The sequence below is a fragment of the Arthrobacter sp. Bi83 genome (assembly GCF_918698095.1).
GTDB lineage: Bacteria > Actinomycetota > Actinomycetes > Actinomycetales > Micrococcaceae > Arthrobacter.
Map to the genome: position 1 here is coordinate 42,070 of NZ_CAKKLY010000009.1, position 20,694 is coordinate 62,763.

The window sequence follows — 20,694 nt, forward strand, 5'->3', positions numbered from 1 at the left end:
CCCCATGTTCCTCGACCTGCTTCGACGACGAAACCCCCGTTTCCTCTCGGCAATTTCCCAGCTGCACACAACCGGCGACCTGCCCGTCAACTGCTACGCAATTGACCTCGACGCCGTCGAACGCAATGCTGTCGCATTCGCCGCGGAAGCGGCGCGTCTCGGACTGACGCCGTTCGCCATGACCAAGCAGATAGGCCGCAACCCCGACGTCTCCAAGACACTCGTGCGCTCAGGCATCACCCACGCCGTCGGCGTCGACCTGCAGTGCGCCGTGGCAGCGGCTTCGGGAGGCCTCCGCGTGGGGCACCTTGGCCATCTCGTCCAGATACCCAGGCACGAGGCCAACCTGGCCGCGTCGCTGGAACCTCTGTACTGGACGGTCTTCAGCGAGACCAAGGCCCGGGAGGCAGGTGCCGCCGCACTAAGGCGCGGACGCGTCCAGGATGTCCTCCTCCGCGTTTTCGCCCCCGATGACCGCTTCTACACCGGGCACGAGGGCGGCTTTGCCTTGGACGGAATCGTGCAGGCGGCCGACACCGTCGACGCTCTCCCCGGCGTGCGCTTCGCCGGCATCACCACGTTCCCCGCCACCCTCTTCAATCCGGCAACAGGGACGGCAGAGGCAACCCCGAACCGACGCACCCTCGCCCGTGCAGCGGCGCTCCTCGAAGCCAGCGGACGGACCGGATTCGCCGTGAACGCGCCCGGAACCACGTCAATTTCGGTGCTGGAGGGGCTTGCCCGCGACGGAGCCACCCAAGTGGAGCCAGGCCACGGGCTAACGGGAACCACCCCCCTGCATGCCGTGGCCGATCTGGCCGAAGAGCCTGCCATCGCGTACGTCACCGAAGTCTCCCACCTGTGGAATGACAAGGCCCACGTCTTCGGCGGAGGGTTCTACGTCGACCCGGTCCTTGGTGAAGGCACCACGCGCGCGATCGTCGTTCCCGGCGCCTCGGACGTCTCCGCCGCGCCGGCGCTTCCGGTCGAAATGCCTGCGCCACATGCGATCGACTACTACGCCACCATCCCCTTGGACCACGCAAGTCCCGTCGCAGAAGGCGACACGGTGATCTTCGGGTTCCGTCCGCAGGTGTTTGTCACCCGGGCACTGACCGCGGCCATCTCCGGCATCTCCACAGGCACCCCCCGGGTCGAGGGCATCTGGGCAGCGGACGGCTCCGCACCGCTCGCCCTGGCCCAATCCTGACACCGAAGACAGATAGGACACATCATGACACTCTCACCTTCGGCAGCCGAGGCTGCCACCCCTGAATCCGCTTCCGCTCCACCCCTCCGGCTGAAGGGCATCCACAAAAACTTCGGGGGCGTGGTAGCCATCAAGCACTTTGACCTGGAAGTAAGGGCCGGCGAGATCGTGGCCCTGGTGGGCGACAATGGCGCGGGCAAATCCACCCTGGTCAAGATCATTTCCGGCCTGTACCAGCCCAGCGACGGTGAAATCTGGCTGAACGGCGAGCAGGTCAGCTTCCGCGACGCCTCCGACGCGCGGACCAAAGGCGTCGAGGTCGTCTACCAGGACCTCGCGCTCGTAGAGGACCAGCCCGTCTACATGAACATGTTCCTCGGCCGGGAATTGACCAAGGGGCCGTTGGGCATCCTGGACAGGAAGGCCATGGCCACGCAGACCCAGGAACTCGTGGACACCCTGGACGTGCGGATCCCCTCCGCCAAGGCCACCCTGAGCGATCTGTCCGGCGGGCAGCGCCAGGGCGTCGCGATCTGCCGCGCCACGCACTGGGCCAGCAGCCTCGTGCTCATGGACGAGCCCACCGCGGCGCTTGGCGTTGCCGAGACGGCGAAGGTCGAGGAAGTCATCCTCAAGCTCCGCTCCAGGGGAGCCGCCGTGCTCATCGTCAGCCACAACATGGACCAGGTGTTCCGCATCGCCGACCGCGTCTCGGTACTCCGCCGCGGGACCCAGGTCGGCACCAAGAGGCTGGCCGAAACATCCCACAACGAGGTCGTGGCCATGATTACTGGACTGAGCTCATGACCGCCGAAGGGCACCCCTTGCCGGGGGACCACATGCGGGCCGAGATCGCCGAACAGCCGGCACGCTGGCAGGATCTCATCACGCAACAACAGCCCCGCCTCCTGGAAGCTGCGGAACTGTTCCGCACCATCAACCCGGAGCTGCTGGTCTTCGCCGCCCGCGGGTCCAGCGATCATGCCGCCATGTACGGCCAGTATCTGGCCCACAACCTCCTCGGCATACCCGCCTCGCTATCGACGCCGAGCACGGTCACGGCGTTCGGCACGGAACTGCGGTATCCGAGGTCGATCATGCTGGCCGTGTCGCAGTCCGGCGAGTCACCGGACCTCCTCGACACGGTTGGCGCCGCAAAGCGGGCCGGAGTCCCCGTTATTGCCCTGACCAACAACGAATCGAGCACGCTTGCAGCTTTGGGTGATGTGCATGTCAACCTCACGGCAGGACCTGAACTTTCAGTGGCAGCCACCAAAACCTACACGGCCGAACTGCTCGCCCTGTATGTCGTACTGACACTCGCCGCAGGCGGTTCCTGGAGCGAGATCAAAACACGGGCGAACGCAGCCATCGAAGCCGCGAACCGGGTAATCGACCGGGCCGCGTCGTGGGGGAAACGGCTTGCAGAGACCCTCCAGGACGCTGACAGGGTCCTGGTGGTCGGCCGTGGCTACTCAATGTCGACGGCAAAGGAAGGAGCGCTCAAGCTGATGGAGACCAACTCCATGGCAGCCTCGGGCTGGAGCGCCGCCGACGCGACCCACGGGCCTCTCGGACAAGTGGAGCCGGGCACGCCCGTCATTGCTCTCACAGCCAGCCCCGGAGGGCGCGAATCCGTTCACGCCTTTGCCCAGGCGGCCCGCGCCCTTGGCGGCCGAACCATCATCATCGGGCCACACGGAAGTGATGATGAGGACGACCTTCAAATTCCGGCTGCCGGTGCCTCCGGCCTCGATCCCGCGCTCCTGCCCCTGATGGAAATCATCCCCCTGCAGCAACTGGCGCTGTGCCTGGCCCTGCGCCGGGGACTGGACCCAGACCGCCCCCCGGGACTCAAGAAGGTGACAAAAACTATTTGACGACTCCCGGGGAACGGCCGCCGCGCCGCCGTCAGTAGACGTAGCGGTGGAGATGGCCACTTACAGCGCGGCGGCCACACCGGCCGTGGTTACCAACCACATACGCCCGTCCGGATTCTTGAACGTCAAGGGACCGGCCGGAGCTTGAACTCCCCCAAACGACCTCCATGAGCTCGCTGCCGGACGACCAGGACCTGTACCTGGTGCATAGTGTCCTTCGCTGATGGGTTGGTCGTGGCGGAGGGGTGGTTCTTTGTTTCATGCGTTTTTCCTCTTCGGGGCGAGATGTGGGCGAAGGGGACGATGCAGGAGCCGCCCCTAGGATCAGAGTCCTTCGCGCAGACTTTTCTCGCCGTTATTGACGTGAAGTAAATTCAAATTAAGGAGAACGTATGGCGCCGCATGTCCGCATGCCACTTCCGATCCCTGTGCTAGCGGTGCTGACTTGGTTCGATGACGAATGTCAGCTTCTAGTTCATTGTCAGGGAGACATCCCGTGTTCCGGGTCCTTCATCGTGGGGCTTGAGGTGAAAGGCGATGGCGGGGGGATCCGACACTGCTGCATCGAGTATTCAGACGCTTCGCCGGCCGGAATCTTCACTTTCGACCTTACAGAGAACCTTCAGTTTGCCCATGACGTTGCCACCGTGAACTCGAACGGATCCGTTCTCGAAGGACGGTTTCCGGCCTGGGCGGTCGGCACTCCGGGTGCCGAATGGTCTTTTTCGGCGTTTTGCATCCAAAACGGAGTGACCACCGCCCGCGGCATCGAAGTCGAGCAGTCTCGGGGCCGGGCAGGGCCGGAAGCAGTGAGTGACCTCCACCCACCTGCTACCCAGTCGAGTCGCCGGGCGACCACTGATATTCTGTCAGACCGTTTCCACTTCGAGCCCAGCTGACGGCAGAGCTTCGAGTATCTCAGGCTCTATGCCCAGCAGTTCTGTGGCAGCTGTCCGGGCGGATTCCTCGCCACGAGCGAGCTTGGTTTGGCCTTGGGAAATTAGGTGCGCGGCGGCCTTCGGTGGGTAATTTCAGACCGTTTCCACTTCCACGCCAGCTGAGCGTAGGGACTCGAGCATCTGTGGCTCTATGCCATCATCCGTTAAGACAAGGTCGATGTCGGCCAACCCGGCGTGTTTCCAATTGCTGACCCGTCCAAATTTACTGTGGTCTGCCAAGAGGATCCGGCGGCGGGCGCTGGCACACATCAGCCGCTTCACTGCGGCTTCGGCGGCGTCGGGCGTGGTGAGTCCTCGGTCGAGTGAAACGGCGCTGGCTCCCAGGAAGGCGACGTCCACGTTGATGTCGGACAGGGCGCGGGCGGCCCAGTCATCCACTTCCGCTGAAGTAACCGGGCGGACCCGGCCCCCGAGCGTGTATACCGTGAGGAGAGGCGAGTCCATCAGCGTCATGGCGATCGAGAGCGTGTTGGTGTAAACCCTCATCGACCTGTCCCGGGGAAACAAGTCAGCGAACCGTGCGGTAGTTGACCCTGCATCGATGAGCACCGACCCGTCGGCAGGGAGGTGACGGAGTGCTGCGGCGGCTATTCGGGTCTTTTCCTCTGTGAAGGCAGTCCTGGAGGCAACGGGGGGCTCGTAGGTGAGCCGTCCGACGGGTATCGCTCCGCCGTGGACCCGCTTAATGAGCCCTAGCTGCTCAAGGGCCACCAGATCCTTGCGGACGGTTTCGTTCGTGACTCCCAGCTCCAGGGCAATAGCTGTGGCATCGGCACGCCCTTCCGTCCGAAGCGTCGTCAGGATGAGTTCCCGCCTTTGGTCGGGAAAAGGGACACGGGTCTCGAGACGTGTGGTGGCCGGGTCTGCGGCTGGTGTCATGCGGCCTCCTTCAAGTGTGGCATCAGTGATGTACCCAACCGTGTCACGAAGAGTGCCCTAATGAGAAGCCAGGTTAAGACAACCTTAACTGGTTCACCGTCGGGCCTCTGATGGACGTGACACTTTAGCGACCGCAAAGGGTGCCGGGGCCATGTTTCGGCAGGAACGCCGCGCCATGATCCCCGCCCGCGCGGCCTTCCCTTGGGTATCCAGTTGGCCCCCGTTCAGTCGTCACCCGCCGTTAGATGGCGAAAATGGTCCAGTTTGCGATGTGCGTCGCCCCGGGCAGGAGGTGAACGACGTCTTTGCCGGAGTTGAATGCATCGGGCGGGCAGCTCATCGGTTCGACGGCAAGTCCGAGCCGGTGGCGCTCAGCGACCATGTGGTCGGCGGTGTGAACCTGGACCCAGTCGCAAGACCGATCCCAGCGGATTCCGACACCGGATCCGCCGGGATCCGTGAGACGAACCGTTGCATTCCCCTGCGGATCCCGGACGAGGTCGGTGAATGGATGATCGATTTCGATGTCACCCAATGTCCGTGCCTCGCGGAAGTCAAAAGGCCCGTCAGCAGCCGGGCGCCTGCCCAGGGGCAGAAGCCGGTCGGGGGTGACCTCCAGGAATGTATCGGCCGGGAGCTCAAGGCTCCAGGAATTGAATGCTGATTTCCCGGCCACCAGGTAGGGGTGCGGACAGACCCCGTAAGGTGCGGTGTGATCGCCCGTATTGGTAGCTGACACTTTTGTGTGGAAGCCGCCATTATCCAGCCGATAGGTGACGTCCAGCAACACCGAAAACGGGTAGCCTGCGCTTGGCCTGATTTGGTGCCGCAACCGGACGCCGGATGGCTCCGATGAAACCAGAGTCCACGGCCGTTCACAGACCAGGCCATGTAGGGCGGCGTCACGTTCTGGTTCGTTTACGGGCACCCGAAGCTCCCGGCCTTTATATATATAGCGTCCATCCGCGATGCGGTTTGGCCAGGGGGCCACCAACGCGCCACGGAAGTCGGGAACCGGCTCGTCTGCCATGAACCCCACAATGAGGTCGCGGGCACGGAAGCGGAGCTGTCTGACGGTAGCTCCTTGTTCGGTTACGACGGCGGTGTAGTTGGCCGCCGATATTTCGTACTGCGCCCCGGTGGCGCCGATGCTCACATTTTGGGCTGTCTTCACGGGATCTTCCTGGCTGGTCTTCTCCACTGCAATTCCTAAGCCTTGTCGGTATATTGGCTTTCTAGCCCCACGATTGTTCGGACATATGCCGGAAGGCAACCTCAAGTATCCGCATGTGCCGCGGGCGGGAGAGAGCAAAGAGCACAACCTCGGCGACATCGGCAGGAGTCATCATGTCTTCCAGTTCCGGCATGCCCGGCCGGCGCAGGCCGCGTCCCATCCCGAAATTGCTAGCGACACCTCCGGGACAGATATTCGTGCAGCGGATGCTGCTGCCCCTAAGCTCATGATCCAGCGATCGCGTGAATCCGACTTGGGCGAACTTGGTGGCAACGTACGCGGCTTCATCGGGCAGCCCCCGGCGGCCAGCTTCGGACGCCACAGTGATGATGTCCCCTGCGCCTCTTTCCTTCAGATAGGGAAGAGTGGCTTCCACGGTGTGGAAGAGGCCCGTCACATTCACCTCGGTCATCTCCTGAATGTCACTGTCGGGGGTGTCGATGAAAGGTCCCCAGGAGCCAACCCCGGCGTTGGCGACGACGATGTCGATACCTCCAAAATGCTCGGCCGCAAGCGCGGCGGCGCCCTTCATCGCCTCCCTATCCCTGACATCGGCCGCAACCGTCAAACTGTTGGGAAGCCGGGAACCCGAGCCGGATCTGGACACGATACATACGGCCGCTCCTGATTGGGACAGGGCGTCCGCGACGGCGGCACCGATGCCGCCGCTGCCTCCCGTAATGAAAGCGGTTTTGCCCAACAGCGGCCGGTTGACTGTCTCGTTCATGATTGTCCTGTCCTAGGTGAAGAAATAGCTTTCAACGCTTCACGTACGACCCGGGCGGTCCGGGTCCGCGCTGGTGCCAGGTACTTGCGGGGATCCACCAGGTCCTGGGCGCGGAGAGCCTCCCGGACGGCCTCCGTAAAGGCGATGTTCAGCATGGTCCCGATGTTGATCTTGGTCATGCCGGCCTCAATGGCAAACGCTAGTTCTGTGCTCGGAACGCCCGAAGATCCGTGCAATACGAGGGGCACGTCGACGACGGCGCGGATCCGTCTGATCAGGTCATGGTCAAGAAGCGCTGTCTGGGCGGTCATCGCATGTGAGCTCCCCACGGCAACAGCAAGAGAGTCGACGCCGGTGGACTCGATGAAGGCCGCCGCTTCCGCCGGATCGGTTCGGACGCCAGGGGCGTGCGCACCGTCTTTCCCCCCCACCTCGCCAAGCTCGGCTTCAAGATGCCAGCCCTGGGTTCGGGCAAAGGAAACCGCTCTCCGGGTAGCGGCAATGTTTTCCGCGATGGCGAGCTTCGATGCATCAAACATGGCGGAGGAGACCCCCGTCCCCATTGCTTGCTCCAGAAACTGAAACTCTTCGATATGGTCCAGGTGCAAGGAAACGCGGGCATCCGACGCTTCCGCCATGGCGGCTAGACCGGCCAGCAGCGGCCTGACCTGGCCCCGGTGGAACTTGACGCAGTTTTCGCTCACCTGCAGCACGGCAGGAAGCCCGAGTTCTTCGGCGGCTTCAACGATCGCCTCGCCATGTTCAAGATTGATGACGTTGAAGGCAGCCAGCCCGACCCCGCCGGCCATCGCCTCCCGCAACAACTCTCCGGTGTGGACCACAGGCATGCAATTCTCCTCAGTTAATTCCCCGAAACCCGGGACGAAAGCTTTGTAGGCGGCTGCGATCACAGGACTTTCAGATGTGACCTTGACAACACTCCAAGCAAACACAATAATATCCAATAGAACGCAATAAGCAATGGGAGCCAAGGAGGTGACAAAGCGATGGTGCTAACAGTCGGTCTGGATGTCGGAACTACATCAAGCAAGGCAGTAGTTGTCTGTGAAAACGGGAAGGTCCTGGCTCAGGGCCGTGCCCGAACGCCGTGGGACACCTCGCCGTCCGGCGTGCAGGTCGCCGCTTGCGATTTGTTGGAATCAGCAAAGGCGGCTCTGTCACTAGCCCTGAAGGATGCGCCCTCCGGCCGGATTGTCGCGCTCGGCATTACCAGCATGGGCGAGTCGGGTGTCCTCGTTGATGCCCAAAGCCGACCACTCACTCCCATAATCGCGTGGCATGACACCCGGGACGGCCAGGAGCTGGCGGACCTGAGGAACCATGTCACGGAGGACGATTTCGCAAGGCGGACGGGTCTGCCCTTGCGGGCCCAATGGTCCCTGACGAAACACCGGTGGTTGCTGGACCATGTCCCCGCCGCCGGCCGCGCCGTGCGCCGGTTGAATATCGCCGAATGGATAGCTTTTTCGCTTGGCGGCGAAGCGGTCACAGAACAATCTTTGGCATCCCGCACGGGCTGGCTTGACTTGGCGACCCGAGACTGGTGGAGCGACGCCCTGGAGTGGTCGGGCCTCAACGTATCCCTCCTGCCGGAGCTGGTCACGGCCGGCACCAATATTGGCACCGTTGCGGCCGAGGCGGGCTTGAGCCGTCTAACAGGAGCCGCGCTCACGGTCGCAGGTCATGACCATCAGGCCGCGGTCGTCGGCGCAGGTGCCGGCGGAACAAGAGACGTACTGGACTCCTGCGGCACCGCAGAAGCCCTCGTTCGAACGATTGATCCCGGTCTGGAGCCGGGCGCTGTCCTGAAACTGACCCGGGCGGGCATCACCGTTGGCTGGTCGGCTATTGCGAACAAGTGGACGATGTTGGGCGGCACGCAAGCCGGCGTGATCCTGCAGACCACCCTGTCCATGCTCGGGCAGTCCACCCGTGACATCCGCCGTCTGGACGGGGAAGCAGCAGGCGCCCACACTGGCGCCCTTCGACTCAGAGGCAAAGATCCCGCGGCGCTAACTCTCGAAGGGATATCGGGCCACGTGACCCCGGCCCGGGTATGGATGGCCGCCATGGACGCGGTCACAGCCCAGGCGGACGAAGTCCACTCCGCGATGAACGCCGTGGTCGGTCAGCATGCCTCCATGGTGGTGACTGGTGGATGGTCCCGCAGTACGGCACTCCTCGAGGCCAAGGAGCGCGCCTTCGGTAAGGTGCGGCTCTCCTCGGTCCAGGAGACCGGAGCGCGCGGAGCGGCCCTGTTTGGCGGAATGGCTGCGGGCCTCTTTGGAGACATTCATGACTTTCCGGTGCCGGCCCAAGCTCCCGTTGCGGCTTTCCCGCAGCAGGGCTCCCCCGCCGAGCCGGACAACGCCTCAAGAGACAGGGTGCCCTCATGACCGAAATCGAAGACATTTCCCGTCAAGACCAGCGGCTGCTCTATCCGGAACAACGCCGCGAATTCATCCTAACCATGCTCCGTACAGAGGGACGGGTCGACGCAACAGGAATCGCCGAGGACCTCGCTGTAACCAATGAAACGGTCCGAAAAGATCTGGTGTTCCTGGAACAGTCTGGCCTGTTGCGGCGCGTACATGGGGGTGCGGTGCCCGTCGGTCGCCTGACCTATGAACCCGCGGTTGCCAGACGCACTGGCTTTGCCGAAGAAAAGACCCGGATCGCCAAGGCGGCCCTGGAACACCTTCCCCCGGGCGGGTCAGTGCTGATCGACGCAGGTTCGACCACTGCGCGTCTGGCGGATCTATTCCCCCGCGACCGGGAGATGACGGTTTATACGAATACGCTCACCATCGCGGCCTCCCTACTTGACCGGCCTCTGCTGACCGTCTACACCTTTGGTGGCCGGATAAGACCACTGACGGCGGCCCAAGTGGACCACTGGGCCGCCAGATCACTCGATGAGATCAACGTTGACGTGGCTTTCCTAGGAGCAAACGCAGTGTCCGTGGATCGCGGGTTGACCACTCCGGACCCTGCAGAGGCAGCCGTCAAGAGGATCATGCTTTCCAGCGCGCGCAAGCGAATCCTGCTGACTGACCACAGCAAGTTTGGCTGCGTAAGTAACTGCAAGCACGCTGATCTGGCCGATATCGACCTCATGATTACCGACAAAGGCGCGGACAGCCGTGAACTGAAGGCCCTGAGAGCGGCGGGAGTCGAGGTGCAGCTGGCATGATTGTGACCGTTTCACCGAACCCCAGTTTGGACCGGACCATGCGCGTTGAAGCGCTGCCCCGTGGAGAGGTTGTACGCAGCCTGCGGGCCTACAGCGAGCCGAGCGGCAAAGGCGTGAATGTGGCGGTTGCATTGCACGCCCACGAGATCGACGTCCTGGCGGTTCTACCCGCAGGCGGCTTCGCCGGGACGCAGATCACTTCGATGCTGGCCGCCATGGGTGTACCCTTCCTTGCCGTACCGATCGCGGACGAGATCCGCAGCAACGTCAGCCTCGTGGAGCCCGACGCGACCGTGACGAAGATCAATGAGCTCGGCCCCACGCTCGACCGGGCGGAAGCGGCATCTCTGGTCAGCGCGGCACTGAACGGCGTCGGCGAAGGCGACTGGATGGTCGCCTGCGGGACACTGCCCGTCGGCGAAGTCGAGTCCATATACACAGACCTGGTAGTCGGCACACAGGTGCGGAACGCACGCGTCGCTGTCGATACCTCGGGCGAGGCCCTGCGGAAAGTGCTGCAGTACGGGCCGGACCTCATCAAACCCAACGCCAGCGAGCTCGCTGAGCTCACCGGCAGGGCGCTGGAGAATCTCGGTGACGTCGTCGACGCCGCTGCAGAACTCCGGCAACGAGGTGCACGGGCAGTCCTGGCCAGCTTGGGATCCGACGGAGCAATCCTCCTCGACGATTCCGGCTGCTACTACGGTCGTGCTCGGGTTGATAGCGTCGTCAGCGCCGTCGGCGCCGGCGACGCGTTGCTTGCCGGCTTCCTGGCCGGCGGCGGAAGCGGAAGCCAAGCCCTGCGGCAGGGCATGGCGTGGGCGGCTGCCGCCGTTCAGCACGAGGGCACTCTTTATCAGGGCCAGGGCGTCTCGATAAATGTGGAAATCAGCGACGATCCCGACCGTACCCGAGCCCTCAAGGAACCTTGCACTGACTGGTATCAGCCGGAAGAATGCCCCCGCTAGTCCCTGCCGGCCAACAATCTCTACGCCACGGCGGTGGTCTTACGTCGGTCATCGGGCTTGCACCCCACCAATTTGTGGCTACACCCTACCCATTTTAGGAGCATCATGCTTACAAAACGCGCTACGCGCTTCGCTCTCATCTCCTCCCTGGCCGCCGCAACAATGATTGTCGCGACGGGATGCAGCGGGTCGGCCCCAGCCGCCACCCCGTCCTCCAACGAAAGAGGCCTGATCGGCATCTCGATGCGCTTCATCGCCGGAAACTCCTGGCTAAGTACCATGTCCGACGGCGCCGTGAAGTCAGGCAAAGCCAAGGGCTACACCATGGAGGCGGTCGATGCGCAAGGAAGCGCGCAGACCCAGATCCAGCAGATGCGCACCTTCATCAACAAGGGAGCCAAGGCGATCATCATCGAACCCGTTGGTGACCGAAACGTAGCCAGCGGCATTGAAGCTGCAAAGACTGCCGGCATCCCCGTCGTTGTCGTCAACGACAGGGTCTCAGAAGAGCTCGCCAAGCAGGTCGCCTGCAACGTTCACGACGACGGCGAGGCTACCGCAGCGCTCGTGGGCGAGAAGGCAGCCGCCGCAGCCGTGGCGAAGAAGGGCGAAAACTCCACCATCAACCTGTACATCCAGGCGTTGTTCCCTCAGGAACTCGTAACGGAGAGCCGGGAGAAGGGCTTCATGGCCGGCTGGGAGAAGTACATGGCCCAGCACCCGGGTGTGAAGACCAAGCGGATCCCTAACAACTACGGCGAAGCGCTGCCGGACAAGACGCTGGCCGCCATGCGGAACGTCCTCGCCGGCAACCCGGATATCGACGTCGTGTTCAACCAGACGGACGTCGTCATGCCCGCCGTTACCGAAGCGCTCAAGGGCTCCGGGCTGATGGACCAGCAAGGCAACACCAAGGTCGTCATCGCCGGATTTGACGGCGGAATGGACGTGATCAAGAGCATGTCCACTAACCCGTCTTCACCTGTCGTGGCCGACGGCTTGAACCAGCCGGCTCTGCAGGCGGGTTACGCCGTGGATGAGGCGATCGCCGCCGTGGCCGGCAAACCGACCGGCAAGTGCAGCGGCTCACCTGCCACGCGTGTGCTCCCCGCTCTCGCTGTCACACCACAGGACGCGTCCAAGTACGTCACCGACAGCCTCGCCTTCGCCGGCGAAGAATAAGCAGGAGAAATCATGACTGCGCCCGCTGAGATTGCCTCACGGTCACTGATCGCAGTGGCCGGGGTTTCCAAGGCCTACCCCGGCACCCAGGCCCTGAGTAATATCGATCTGCACATCATGCCTGGAGAAATCCACGGAATTGCCGGGCAGAACGGTGCCGGGAAGTCCACGCTGGTAAGGATTCTATCCGGAGTGGAAAAGCCTGACTCCGGAACAGTCCTCCTTGACGGGCTCCCGGTCAGTTTCGACAATCCACATGCGGCCCAGCGGGCGCGGATCATGACGGTGCATCAGGAGTTGAGCCTGATGCCACACCTGTCCGTAGCCGAGAACATCTACGTCGGCGAGCTGCCCCGGACAGTGCTTGGAACTGTCGACTGGCGGGCGGTCCGGTCGCAGGCACGCGAACAGTTGCTCCGCCTCGGGTTCGATCTCGACGTCCGGGCCCCCGTCGGTTCCCTGCCGATCGCGCACCGGCAGGCAGTGGAAATCGCCAAGGCTGTCAGCGGCGACGCCCGGGTGCTGATTCTGGACGAACCGACCGCTACATTGCCCCGGCACGACGTCCGCCAGCTGTTTGACCTCCTCAACCAGCTGAAGAAACTTGGCATCGCCATCATCTACATCTCGCATCATTTCGACGAAATGTATGAGATCTGCGACAAAATCTCCGTGTTTCGTGATGGCAGGCGGGTGGCGGTCCATGAGGCCGACGCGAGCCGCCATGACCTGATCCTGCAAGCAATGCTGGGCGGAGTAAGCACGGAGCAGTCGGCGAAACTGCAACTGGGTTCCAGCGAGACGCCCCGGCTGGGGGTGGGCCGAACCACCGGAGAGGTAGCCCTGGCCGTCCGGGGGCTCCGGGATGGCCATGACCTCCATGGCATCGACTTGACGCTCCATCGCGGGGAGGTGCTGGGCGTCGCCGGCCTGTCCGGGAACGGTCAAAGCCAGCTGGCGGCGGCCCTGTTCGGGGCCGAGAAATCGACCCAGCAGAGTTTCGAGATCAACGGCCGGAAGCGGCACACAGCGGATCCCGCAGAATCGATCAGGCTCGGCCTCGGGCTGTTGCCGGAGGAACGCAAGACCCAAGGCCTGGCGCTGACGATGTCCGTGACCGAGAACATCACCATGGCCTCACTTGCGAAGTTTTCGCCCGGGTTCTTCCTAAACCGGGGCAGCGAACACAGGGCCGCCCTCCGCATGCGGGACGCGCTGGTCATAAAAGTGGCGTCCGTAGGGCAACCCGTCGGCAACCTCAGCGGCGGCAATCAGCAAAAGGTTGCCCTCGCCAAGTGGCTGGTCAGCGGCGTCAAGACGCTGATCATCGTGGAACCCACAAGAGGCGTGGACGTGGGTGCAAAGCTCGAAATCTATGAGCTTATCCGTCAGTTCGTGGAAGACGGCGGCAGCGTCATCGTGATCACCTCAGAAATCGATGAAGCGCTCATGTGCGACCGCGTGCTGATCCTCAGCCGTGGCCGGATCTCCGGGTCCGTGGACCGTGCCGAGATCGACGAACACGGCGAAGCCGCCGTCCTCAATCGATTCAACTGATCACCCAAGAACCAGTTCTAACAATGGAGTTGTAACTCGTGGCCCTCAATACCAGTCCAGTCACCCCGCCTCAGCCCCAGACCTCCGGTCTGTCCGCCGCCGTCAATGCCCTCCGGACATTCACCAACTCGCTTGGCTCCAAGGGATATCTCTTCGTGGTCGGAGCCCTTGTGCTGGCGGTGGGGAGCGTTCTCTCTCCCTATTTCATGACGTCCCGGAACCTGATAGCCGTGCTCATTACGGCATCGGTTGTCTCCGTGCTTGCCGTCGGCCAGTATCTGGTCATCGTCACCGGCGGCATTGATCTTTCCGTCGGGGCCGTAGCCGCACTATCCTCCGTCACTGTGGGGCTTGCCCTGCAGGCAGGCGTCTCTTGGCCATTGGCGCTGCTGCTGGCGCTGCTGGTCGCTGGCTTCGTGGGCGTCTTCAACGGTCTGATGATCATTTATGGAGGAATTACCCCGTTCATCGTGACACTCGCGATGATGAGCATTGCCCGTGGAGTGGCGTACATCCTGCAGACCGGGCGCCAGGTGGCCATCGATGATCAGGGTTTCCTGTCCGCCTTTACCGCAGATTTAGGGCCGCTGCCTGCCCCTGTCGTCATCGCCATGATCGTCATGATCGTCTTGGCCGTGACCATGTCACAGACGCGCTACGGACGTCGCCTTTTCGCGATCGGCGGGAACCCCGACGCTGCACGGCTTTCGGGTCTTCCGATCAAGCGGGACATCGTGGGTGCCTACTTCTGTTCGTCTCTGCTGGCAGGGCTCGGCGGCGTCATGATCGCCGCCCAGTTGACGGAAGGCAGCGCAATTATCGGCGAAGGATACGAGCTCAACGCTATCGCGGCCGTAGTGGTAGGCGGCGCGTCACTGTTCGGTGGTACGGGAGACCCCATCAGCGCGGTGCTCGGCGGCCTGATCATCGCCGTGATCCTCAACATCATGGATCTGCTTGGAATCCAGGCCCAGCCGCAGCTGATCGTCAAAGGTGCAGTCATCCTCCTCGCAGTGCTGTTCACCAGCGGGGTGGGAAACAAGCTCCCTGGTGCGATACGAAAGCTCGTGTTCCAGAAGCGCTACACCGGGAAGGGTTCCGACCTCCCGTCCGAAGGAAAGGAAAAGGAGAAGATCGATGCCGCCAAGTAGCGATACAACCGTGACCCAGTGGCAGTTCCTCACGCAGGCAGAGGCCGAGACAATCGAGGCCGTCTGCGAACGTATCTTCCCGAACGACGACGGCAGGGCGGGTGCCCGCGATGCGCGCGTGATTGTCTTCATCGATCGGGCCGCTGCGGACGAGGACGAAGCCTTGCGCCTGTGCTACCGAGAAGGCGTCCAAGCACTCAATGCCTTCAGTAACGACGTGTACGGGTCCCCGTTCGCCAAATTGTCCGGCGACGCCGCGGACAGCCTCCTGGAGCGGATTGAGAATGCTGAGTCCTCTACCCACCCGGATGTGCCCCACCCGCTGGCAACCTTCTTCGCGCTTGTCTGGGAACACACCATCCAAGGCATGTTCTGTGACCCGAAGTACGGCGGAAACCACGACACACTCGGCTGGCAGCTGGTCGGCTTCCCCGGAGCGCAATGGGGCTACAACGCCGAACAGATGAAGCCCGGGTTCGACTCAACCATCATCCCCATCAAATCCCTGGAAGATCTACGCAACGAATTGAGGGGCGCGAATGCCTGAAAAAGCAGAGGCCATCGTCGTCGGCCTGGGCGCATCGGGCGGCATCATCGCCGAACAGCTGACCAAGGCCGGCATGCGTGTCCTTGCCCTGGACAAGGGCCCGATGCACAGCAACGAGGAGTTCACCTTCAAGCATGACGAGGTCAAGTACTACTCCCGGGGCTCCCTCGTTCCCCAGCTGTCCACCGATCCGGTGACGTGGCGGCCGAATGAAGCGACCGAGGCCCAACTTCTGCCGTGGGCAGCCGGCGTCCGCGGCAACAGCGAACCGCTGCACCTGCCGCCGTCGATCGGCCCCGGCGGCGGAACGCTTCATTGGGGCGGTGCCTCCTGGCGCCACCGCGACTCCGACTTCCATATGAAGTCACTCATCGAGGAACGCTTCGGGCCCGAGGCGCTGGACGGCGACTCCACCATGGTGGACTGGCCGGTGAGCTACGGCGATCTGGAGCCCTACTACGACAAGGTCGAATGGGAACTCGGCGTCTCCGGCCAGGCCGGGAACGTCAAGGGTATACACAATCCGGCAGGCAGCCCATTCGAATCCGACCGCCAACGCGAGTACCCAATGCCGCCCTTGCGCCGGGCACCGGCCGACGACCGTTTCAAGGCCGCCTGTGAAAGACTCGGCTATCGCCCATTCCAGCAGCCCGCGGCCGTGGCCTCCACGGACTACAAATCACTGAAGGGCTGCGAATACTGCGGCTTCTGCCATGGGTTCCTGTGTCACGTCAACGCCAAGCAGTCCAGCCGCATCACCTCGGTGGAGATGGCGCTCCAGACGGGCAACCTCGAAATCCGCTCCTCCTCCCGCGTCTTCCGGTTGAACCGCGACGCGACAGGACGCAGCATCACCGGCGTCTCCTACTTCGACGCTGATGGCGTGGTGCACGACGTTGAATCGGACCTGGTGGTTGTCGCCTGCTACGCCCTCGAAAACAGCCGGCTACTGCTCGCTTCCGGCATCAACGCCAACGGACAGGTGGGACAGAACTTTATGACCCACAGCTTCGGCTGGTGCACGCTGGTGTTGCCGGAGTTCAGCAACCCGTTCATGGCGCCCCTGGTGGCCGCCAGTGTGGTGGATGATCTCAACTGCGACGGCGTGCCGGACAACGACGAAGGTGTTCTCTGGGGATCCGTCCTCACGAGCATCCCCGGCGACCTGCAGCCCATCGAGGCCGCACACAACCTGCCACCGGGCATGCGCCGCTGGGGCGGGGAATTCAAGGACTGGTTTTCCGAGAATTACCGCAAACTCATGGGCATCCACAACCAAATCCCGAGTTTCCCGACGAAACGGTACTACTGCGACCTTGACCCGGTGGTAAAAGACAAGTTCGGCCAGCCCGCGCTTCGAATCACCCACGACTGGTCCCAGCACGACGTTGCGGCGCTGAACTACTTCGAAAAAATAAAGCGCAACATCGCCGACGAAATGGGCGCCACCCAGTTCTGGTCCGAAGCCAACCCGCCAGCTTACCACCTTTCCACCCATGAAGTGGGCACCCACCGCATGGGCGAAAATCCCGCGGATTCCGTCGTGGACATCTACGGCGAGTCCCATGAATGCAAGGGTCTTTACGTGGTCGGAGGCGGACAGTTTCCCACGCTGTCCGGCTACAACCCCACCCAGACCCTGCAGGCCCTCGCGTACCTGAGTGCCGACCGAATTCTGGAGAAGGTCTAGCACCTCCGGGTGATGCTTCTCCAGAGCAGCAAGAGCATCTGTAAACCGAACAGTCGGCCTGAATCCGGGCCGACGGTAGTGAAGAAAAAGAAAGAGAAGAAACCAATGGTTGACCCGTATTCCATCGTGGCCCTGTCCAACGTCGTCCACACGATCAAGAAGCGCGAAGACGCGATCGAAAACACGAAGCGCATCTGCGATTTCATGGACCCGGCCGTCATGGTCGCCGCCACCGACGGCGCACCCGTAAAGCTGGTAGTCCTGCCCGAGATGGCGATCCAGGGCATGTTGCCGGACTTCAAAGCCGGCAACAAGGAAGCCCACGAAGCATTCGCCATGACGATCCCCGGACCCGAAACTGACATCCTGGGCCAGAAAGCCCGCCAGCTGAACACCTACATCGCCGGTGAGCTGTACTTGGTCAAGGACGAGGACTTCCCGGGCCACCTGTTCAACGTGGCGTTCATCATCGATCCCAACGGTGAAGTCATTTACAAGCGCTACAAGTCCACATCCGACGCCTACGAAGGGGGCGCGCTGGGCACCACCAACCCGCACGACATCTGGGACGAGTTCGTCGAAAAGCGCGGCAACGGCAGCGTGCTGGACGCGTTCTTCCCGGTGGCCAGGACCGAGATCGGCAATATCGGCTACATCATCTGCCACGAAGGCGCCTACCCCGAGACCTCTCGTGGCCTGGCCATGAACGGTGCCGAGATCATCATTCGGGGCACGCTGATCGAACCGCAGGTGGGCGCCGGCATGTGGGACCTGCAGAACCGCGCGCACGCCATGTTCAACCAGGTCGTCGTCGTCGCTCCGAACCTCGGCCCGCAGCGCAACGACGACGGCAGCCTGTTCGACCTGTTCGGCGGCCAGTCAATGATCGTGGACCACAAGGGCAACGTGCTGGTAAAGCAGGCTGGCGTCAGCGGCGGCGACTCGTTCGTGAGCTCTGTCATCGACCTCGAGGCCCTGCGCCGCTCACGCAGCGCCAACGGCGTCACCAACTGGTTCAAGGACCTGCGCACCGAAATGTACGCCGGCATCTACGAGCAGCCGATCTACGAAAAAAACCAGTACCTGACGTCACCACCCACTGAAGGCTGGCTGGCCCGCGAGGAGAAGCGCCGCGCAGGCAACATCGACAAGCTCATCGAACGCGGCCTGCTGGTTCCGCCGTCGGGCACCTCCCGCTAAGAGAGCATCCACCTGATCGAGTGACCAGGTAATGCGGGCGCCCGGGCCGCCGGGCCCGGGCGCCCGCACACCCTTTAACCATCGTCGTCCTCCGAATTATCCGGAGCACCTGAAAGCGAGCCGCATGTACGCCGCCATCCTCCGCACCCCCGGTCCCATCGAAAGCAACCCGCTGGACTACGTCGAAGTCCCCGAACCGACACCTGGCCCCGGCGAAGTATCGATCGACATACTGGCTTGCGGGGTATGCCGTTCCAATCTCCATATGATCGAAGGTGACTGGCTGCCGGGCACGCCCGCCAGCGTGCCCGTCATCCCGGGTCATGAGGTGGTGGGCAGGGTCAAGGAGCTCGGCCCCGGCGTCACCAACCTGGCCGTGGGCGACCGGATCGGCGTGCAGCCCATTTGGTCCACGTGCGGTCTGTGCATTCATTGCCTGACAGGGAACGAGCAGCGCTGCCGTGCACGCCAGATCACCGGTGAAACGCGGGACGGCGGCTATGCCGAAGTCATGCTGGCGAACGCGGCCTACGCTTACAAGATCCCCGACGGGCTCTCCGACGCCGAAGCGGCCCCGTTGCTGTGCCCTGGCATAACCGCACACGGTTCAGTAAAAAAAGCGCAACTGTCCCCGGGCCAGAAAGTGGGCATCTTCGGCGTCGGCGGCGTCGGTCACATGGTCCTACAAATGGCGGCCCTCACCGGGGCCGACGTTTACGCCGTCTCCAGGAGCGCCGCACACCGTGGCCTGGCTGAAGAGCTGGGTGCGACAGTGTCGTATGTCCCGGCCGGGCATGAAGGCGGCCCGGTGCTGCCGGACGCCTCGCTGGACGCTGCCATTGTCTTCGCTCCATCGGATCATGCCGTTGCCGATGCCATCCGCGTGGTCAGGCCAGGCGGACGCGTGGTTCTCGGGGTGGCACAGTCGGTGGGGCCCCTGGACATTGGGGACGAAAAGACAGTGGTCGGCTCCGTCCTAGGCAGCCGCTGGGAGATGTCCGAGGTGCTGGGCCTGGCCTCCGACGGAAAACTACGCTCCGTGCACGAGGACTTTCCTCTCAGTGAAGCCAACCTCGCGCTGTCGCGGTTGAAGTCCGGAGACCTTCTGGCGCGGGCCGTTCTGATTCCGGGCGCATGAACACCGACGCCAAAGTGCAACCGCACCGGTTTCTCGTCGTCGGACGCGGCTGGCGCGCCGACTTCTACTTCCGCATCGCCCGGCAACTGCCGGAGCTGTTCACCTGCGTGGGCGCGGTCACGCGGACCGCCGAGGGCGGAGCGGAGATCGAGCTGCAGTGGCGGTTGCCGACTTTCCGCACCATCGATGAGGCTGTCGAGCTTTTGCGGCCGGACGTTGCAGTGACCTGTGTTCCGCGGGAAGCCAATCTGGACGTGCTGCGGACCCTGGTCGCGCTGGGCATCCCCGTCCTGACCGAGACCCCGCCCGCGGTTGACGTTTTCTCGATGACTGAGTTGTGGAACGACGTCGGCCACACAGGACTCGTTCAGGTAGCTGAACAGCACCCGTACCTGCCTACATTTGCCGGTGTCCGATGCCTCATCGAAGACGGAGCCTTCGGCGAGGTTAGCTCCGCGTCCGTCTCCTGGACCCATGACTATCATGCCGTTGCCATCCTCCGGGCACTCATGGACACGGGCAGCGATCCCGTACGTGTCCTTGCAACCGCCCAGGATGTTCCCATCATGGCCGGGCCGGACCGAACCGGATGGCCCGAAAACCAGAATCTTGGGACCGAACGCCAGACCCTCGCCATTCTCCGTTTCGGCAGCAAGACGGGCTTCTACGATTTCACCGATACACAGTGGTTCAATCCACTGCGTAGGCGGCAGATCCAGGTTCGCGGCAGCCACGCCGAACTGGTGGGCGACCAGCTCACGTGGCTGGCGGACGACGGCGCACCTGTCAGCGCCCCGATCGTGCGCCGTCAACTCGGCATCGACGGCAACCTGGAAGGGGCCGAGCTGGACACCCTGAGCGTCGGAGGCCGGGTCATATACCGCAACCCGTTCCCGGGCGCGCGGCTCTCGGACGAAGAGATCGCCATTGCAGTTTGCCTGCTGAACACGCTTCCAGAAAATCGTTCCGAGGGATACTCCCTTGCTGACGGCTGCCAGGACCACTATCTCTCCCTTCTGATACATGAAGCTGCTGGATCCGAAGGGGGCACCAACTCCAGGCTTCAACCTTGGTCAAACGCCCAGCACTGCGCGCAGGCTCTGTCCTGACCGTAAAACTACGACTCTTGATACAACCCATGGTCGTACACAACAGATA

The 20,694-nt window shown here is 63.0% G+C and carries 18 protein-coding genes; 14 read left to right on the top strand and 4 right to left on the bottom strand.

All coding sequences use genetic code 11. The annotated features are described in order from the left end of the window. The first annotated feature begins 4 nt into the window (after positions 1-4). The 3 genes from LQ144_RS06595 to LQ144_RS06605 are packed head-to-tail and all read left to right on the top strand — an operon-like array spanning position 5 to position 3,090. Entirely contained in the window at positions 5-1,210 is a 1,206-nt protein-coding gene (locus LQ144_RS06595; protein WP_230117775.1) for an alanine racemase, read from the top strand. A 24-nt stretch (positions 1,211-1,234) separates the two neighbouring features. Next, entirely contained in the window at positions 1,235-2,017 is a 783-nt protein-coding gene (locus tag LQ144_RS06600; RefSeq protein WP_230117776.1) for an ATP-binding cassette domain-containing protein, read from the top strand. Next, entirely contained in the window at positions 2,014-3,090 is a 1,077-nt protein-coding gene (locus tag LQ144_RS06605; protein WP_230117777.1) for an SIS domain-containing protein, read from the top strand. Before LQ144_RS06600 ends, LQ144_RS06605 begins: the two co-directional genes overlap by 4 nt. Positions 3,091-4,121: 1,031 nt before the next feature. Here LQ144_RS06605 and LQ144_RS06610 read toward each other — a convergent pair. The 4 genes from LQ144_RS06610 to LQ144_RS06625 all read right to left on the bottom strand — a co-directional run bounded on the left by LQ144_RS06610 (position 4,122) and on the right by LQ144_RS06625 (position 7,881). Next, a complete protein-coding gene (locus tag LQ144_RS06610; RefSeq protein WP_230117778.1) occupies positions 4,122-4,928 on the bottom strand; it encodes a DeoR/GlpR family DNA-binding transcription regulator in 807 nt (268 codons plus the stop codon). Positions 4,929-5,169: 241 nt separating this feature from the next. After that, the gene (locus tag LQ144_RS06615; RefSeq protein ID WP_354962130.1) at positions 5,170-6,129 is read right to left on the bottom strand and encodes an aldose 1-epimerase family protein; all 960 of its coding nucleotides are present in this window, start codon (positions 6,127-6,129) and stop codon (positions 5,170-5,172) included. A gap of 34 nt (positions 6,130-6,163) precedes the next feature. Next, positions 6,164-6,889, bottom strand: coding sequence for an SDR family oxidoreductase (locus LQ144_RS06620; protein ID WP_230117779.1), 726 nt, complete (start codon positions 6,887-6,889; stop codon positions 6,164-6,166). Next, the gene (locus LQ144_RS06625) at positions 6,886-7,881 is read right to left on the bottom strand and encodes a class II fructose-bisphosphate aldolase (protein ID WP_230117780.1); all 996 of its coding nucleotides are present in this window, start codon (positions 7,879-7,881) and stop codon (positions 6,886-6,888) included. Before LQ144_RS06625 ends, LQ144_RS06620 begins: the two co-directional genes overlap by 4 nt. Before the next feature lie 15 nt (positions 7,882-7,896). Between LQ144_RS06625 and LQ144_RS06630 the strand changes: the two genes are divergently transcribed. The 11 genes from LQ144_RS06630 (at position 7,897) to LQ144_RS06680 (ending at position 20,645) form a co-directional block, all read left to right on the top strand. Further along, positions 7,897-9,306: an FGGY family carbohydrate kinase gene (locus tag LQ144_RS06630; RefSeq protein WP_230117781.1), complete on the top strand. Its 1,410-nt coding sequence runs from the start codon at positions 7,897-7,899 to the stop codon at positions 9,304-9,306. Beyond that, the gene (locus tag LQ144_RS06635) at positions 9,303-10,103 is read left to right on the top strand and encodes a DeoR/GlpR family DNA-binding transcription regulator (protein WP_230117782.1); all 801 of its coding nucleotides are present in this window, start codon (positions 9,303-9,305) and stop codon (positions 10,101-10,103) included. Before LQ144_RS06630 ends, LQ144_RS06635 begins: the two co-directional genes overlap by 4 nt. Further along, positions 10,100-11,071, top strand: coding sequence for a 1-phosphofructokinase family hexose kinase (locus LQ144_RS06640; RefSeq protein ID WP_230117783.1), 972 nt, complete (start codon positions 10,100-10,102; stop codon positions 11,069-11,071). The genes LQ144_RS06635 and LQ144_RS06640 overlap by 4 nt, the downstream gene beginning before the upstream one ends. Before the next feature lie 105 nt (positions 11,072-11,176). Further along, complete coding sequence (locus LQ144_RS06645) at positions 11,177-12,253, top strand: sugar ABC transporter substrate-binding protein (protein ID WP_230117784.1); 1,077 nt, start codon at positions 11,177-11,179, stop codon at positions 12,251-12,253. A gap of 12 nt (positions 12,254-12,265) precedes the next feature. Further along, entirely contained in the window at positions 12,266-13,810 is a 1,545-nt protein-coding gene (locus LQ144_RS06650; protein WP_230117785.1) for a sugar ABC transporter ATP-binding protein, read from the top strand. A 38-nt stretch (positions 13,811-13,848) separates the two neighbouring features. Continuing rightward, the gene (locus tag LQ144_RS06655) at positions 13,849-14,961 is read left to right on the top strand and encodes an ABC transporter permease (protein WP_230117786.1); all 1,113 of its coding nucleotides are present in this window, start codon (positions 13,849-13,851) and stop codon (positions 14,959-14,961) included. A 10-nt stretch (positions 14,962-14,971) separates the two neighbouring features. Further along, positions 14,972-15,508 carry a gluconate 2-dehydrogenase subunit 3 family protein gene (locus tag LQ144_RS06660; protein WP_230117787.1) on the top strand — a complete coding sequence of 179 codons (537 nt, stop codon included), beginning with the start codon at positions 14,972-14,974 and terminating at the stop codon, positions 15,506-15,508. Next, positions 15,501-17,198 (top strand): GMC family oxidoreductase, encoded by a 1,698-nt coding sequence (locus tag LQ144_RS06665; protein WP_230117788.1) that lies wholly within the window; start codon positions 15,501-15,503, stop codon positions 17,196-17,198. The genes LQ144_RS06660 and LQ144_RS06665 overlap by 8 nt, the downstream gene beginning before the upstream one ends. 105 nt (positions 17,199-17,303) lie before the next feature. After that, positions 17,304-18,398 carry a nitrilase-related carbon-nitrogen hydrolase gene (locus LQ144_RS06670; RefSeq protein WP_230117789.1) on the top strand — a complete coding sequence of 365 codons (1,095 nt, stop codon included), beginning with the start codon at positions 17,304-17,306 and terminating at the stop codon, positions 18,396-18,398. Positions 18,399-18,522: 124 nt separating this feature from the next. Next, on the top strand, positions 18,523-19,536 hold the full coding sequence (locus LQ144_RS06675) for an alcohol dehydrogenase catalytic domain-containing protein (protein WP_230117790.1): 1,014 nt from the start codon (positions 18,523-18,525) through the stop codon (positions 19,534-19,536). Beyond that, complete coding sequence (locus LQ144_RS06680) at positions 19,533-20,645, top strand: Gfo/Idh/MocA family oxidoreductase (protein ID WP_230117791.1); 1,113 nt, start codon at positions 19,533-19,535, stop codon at positions 20,643-20,645. Before LQ144_RS06675 ends, LQ144_RS06680 begins: the two co-directional genes overlap by 4 nt. The last annotated feature ends 49 nt before the right edge of the window (positions 20,646-20,694 follow it).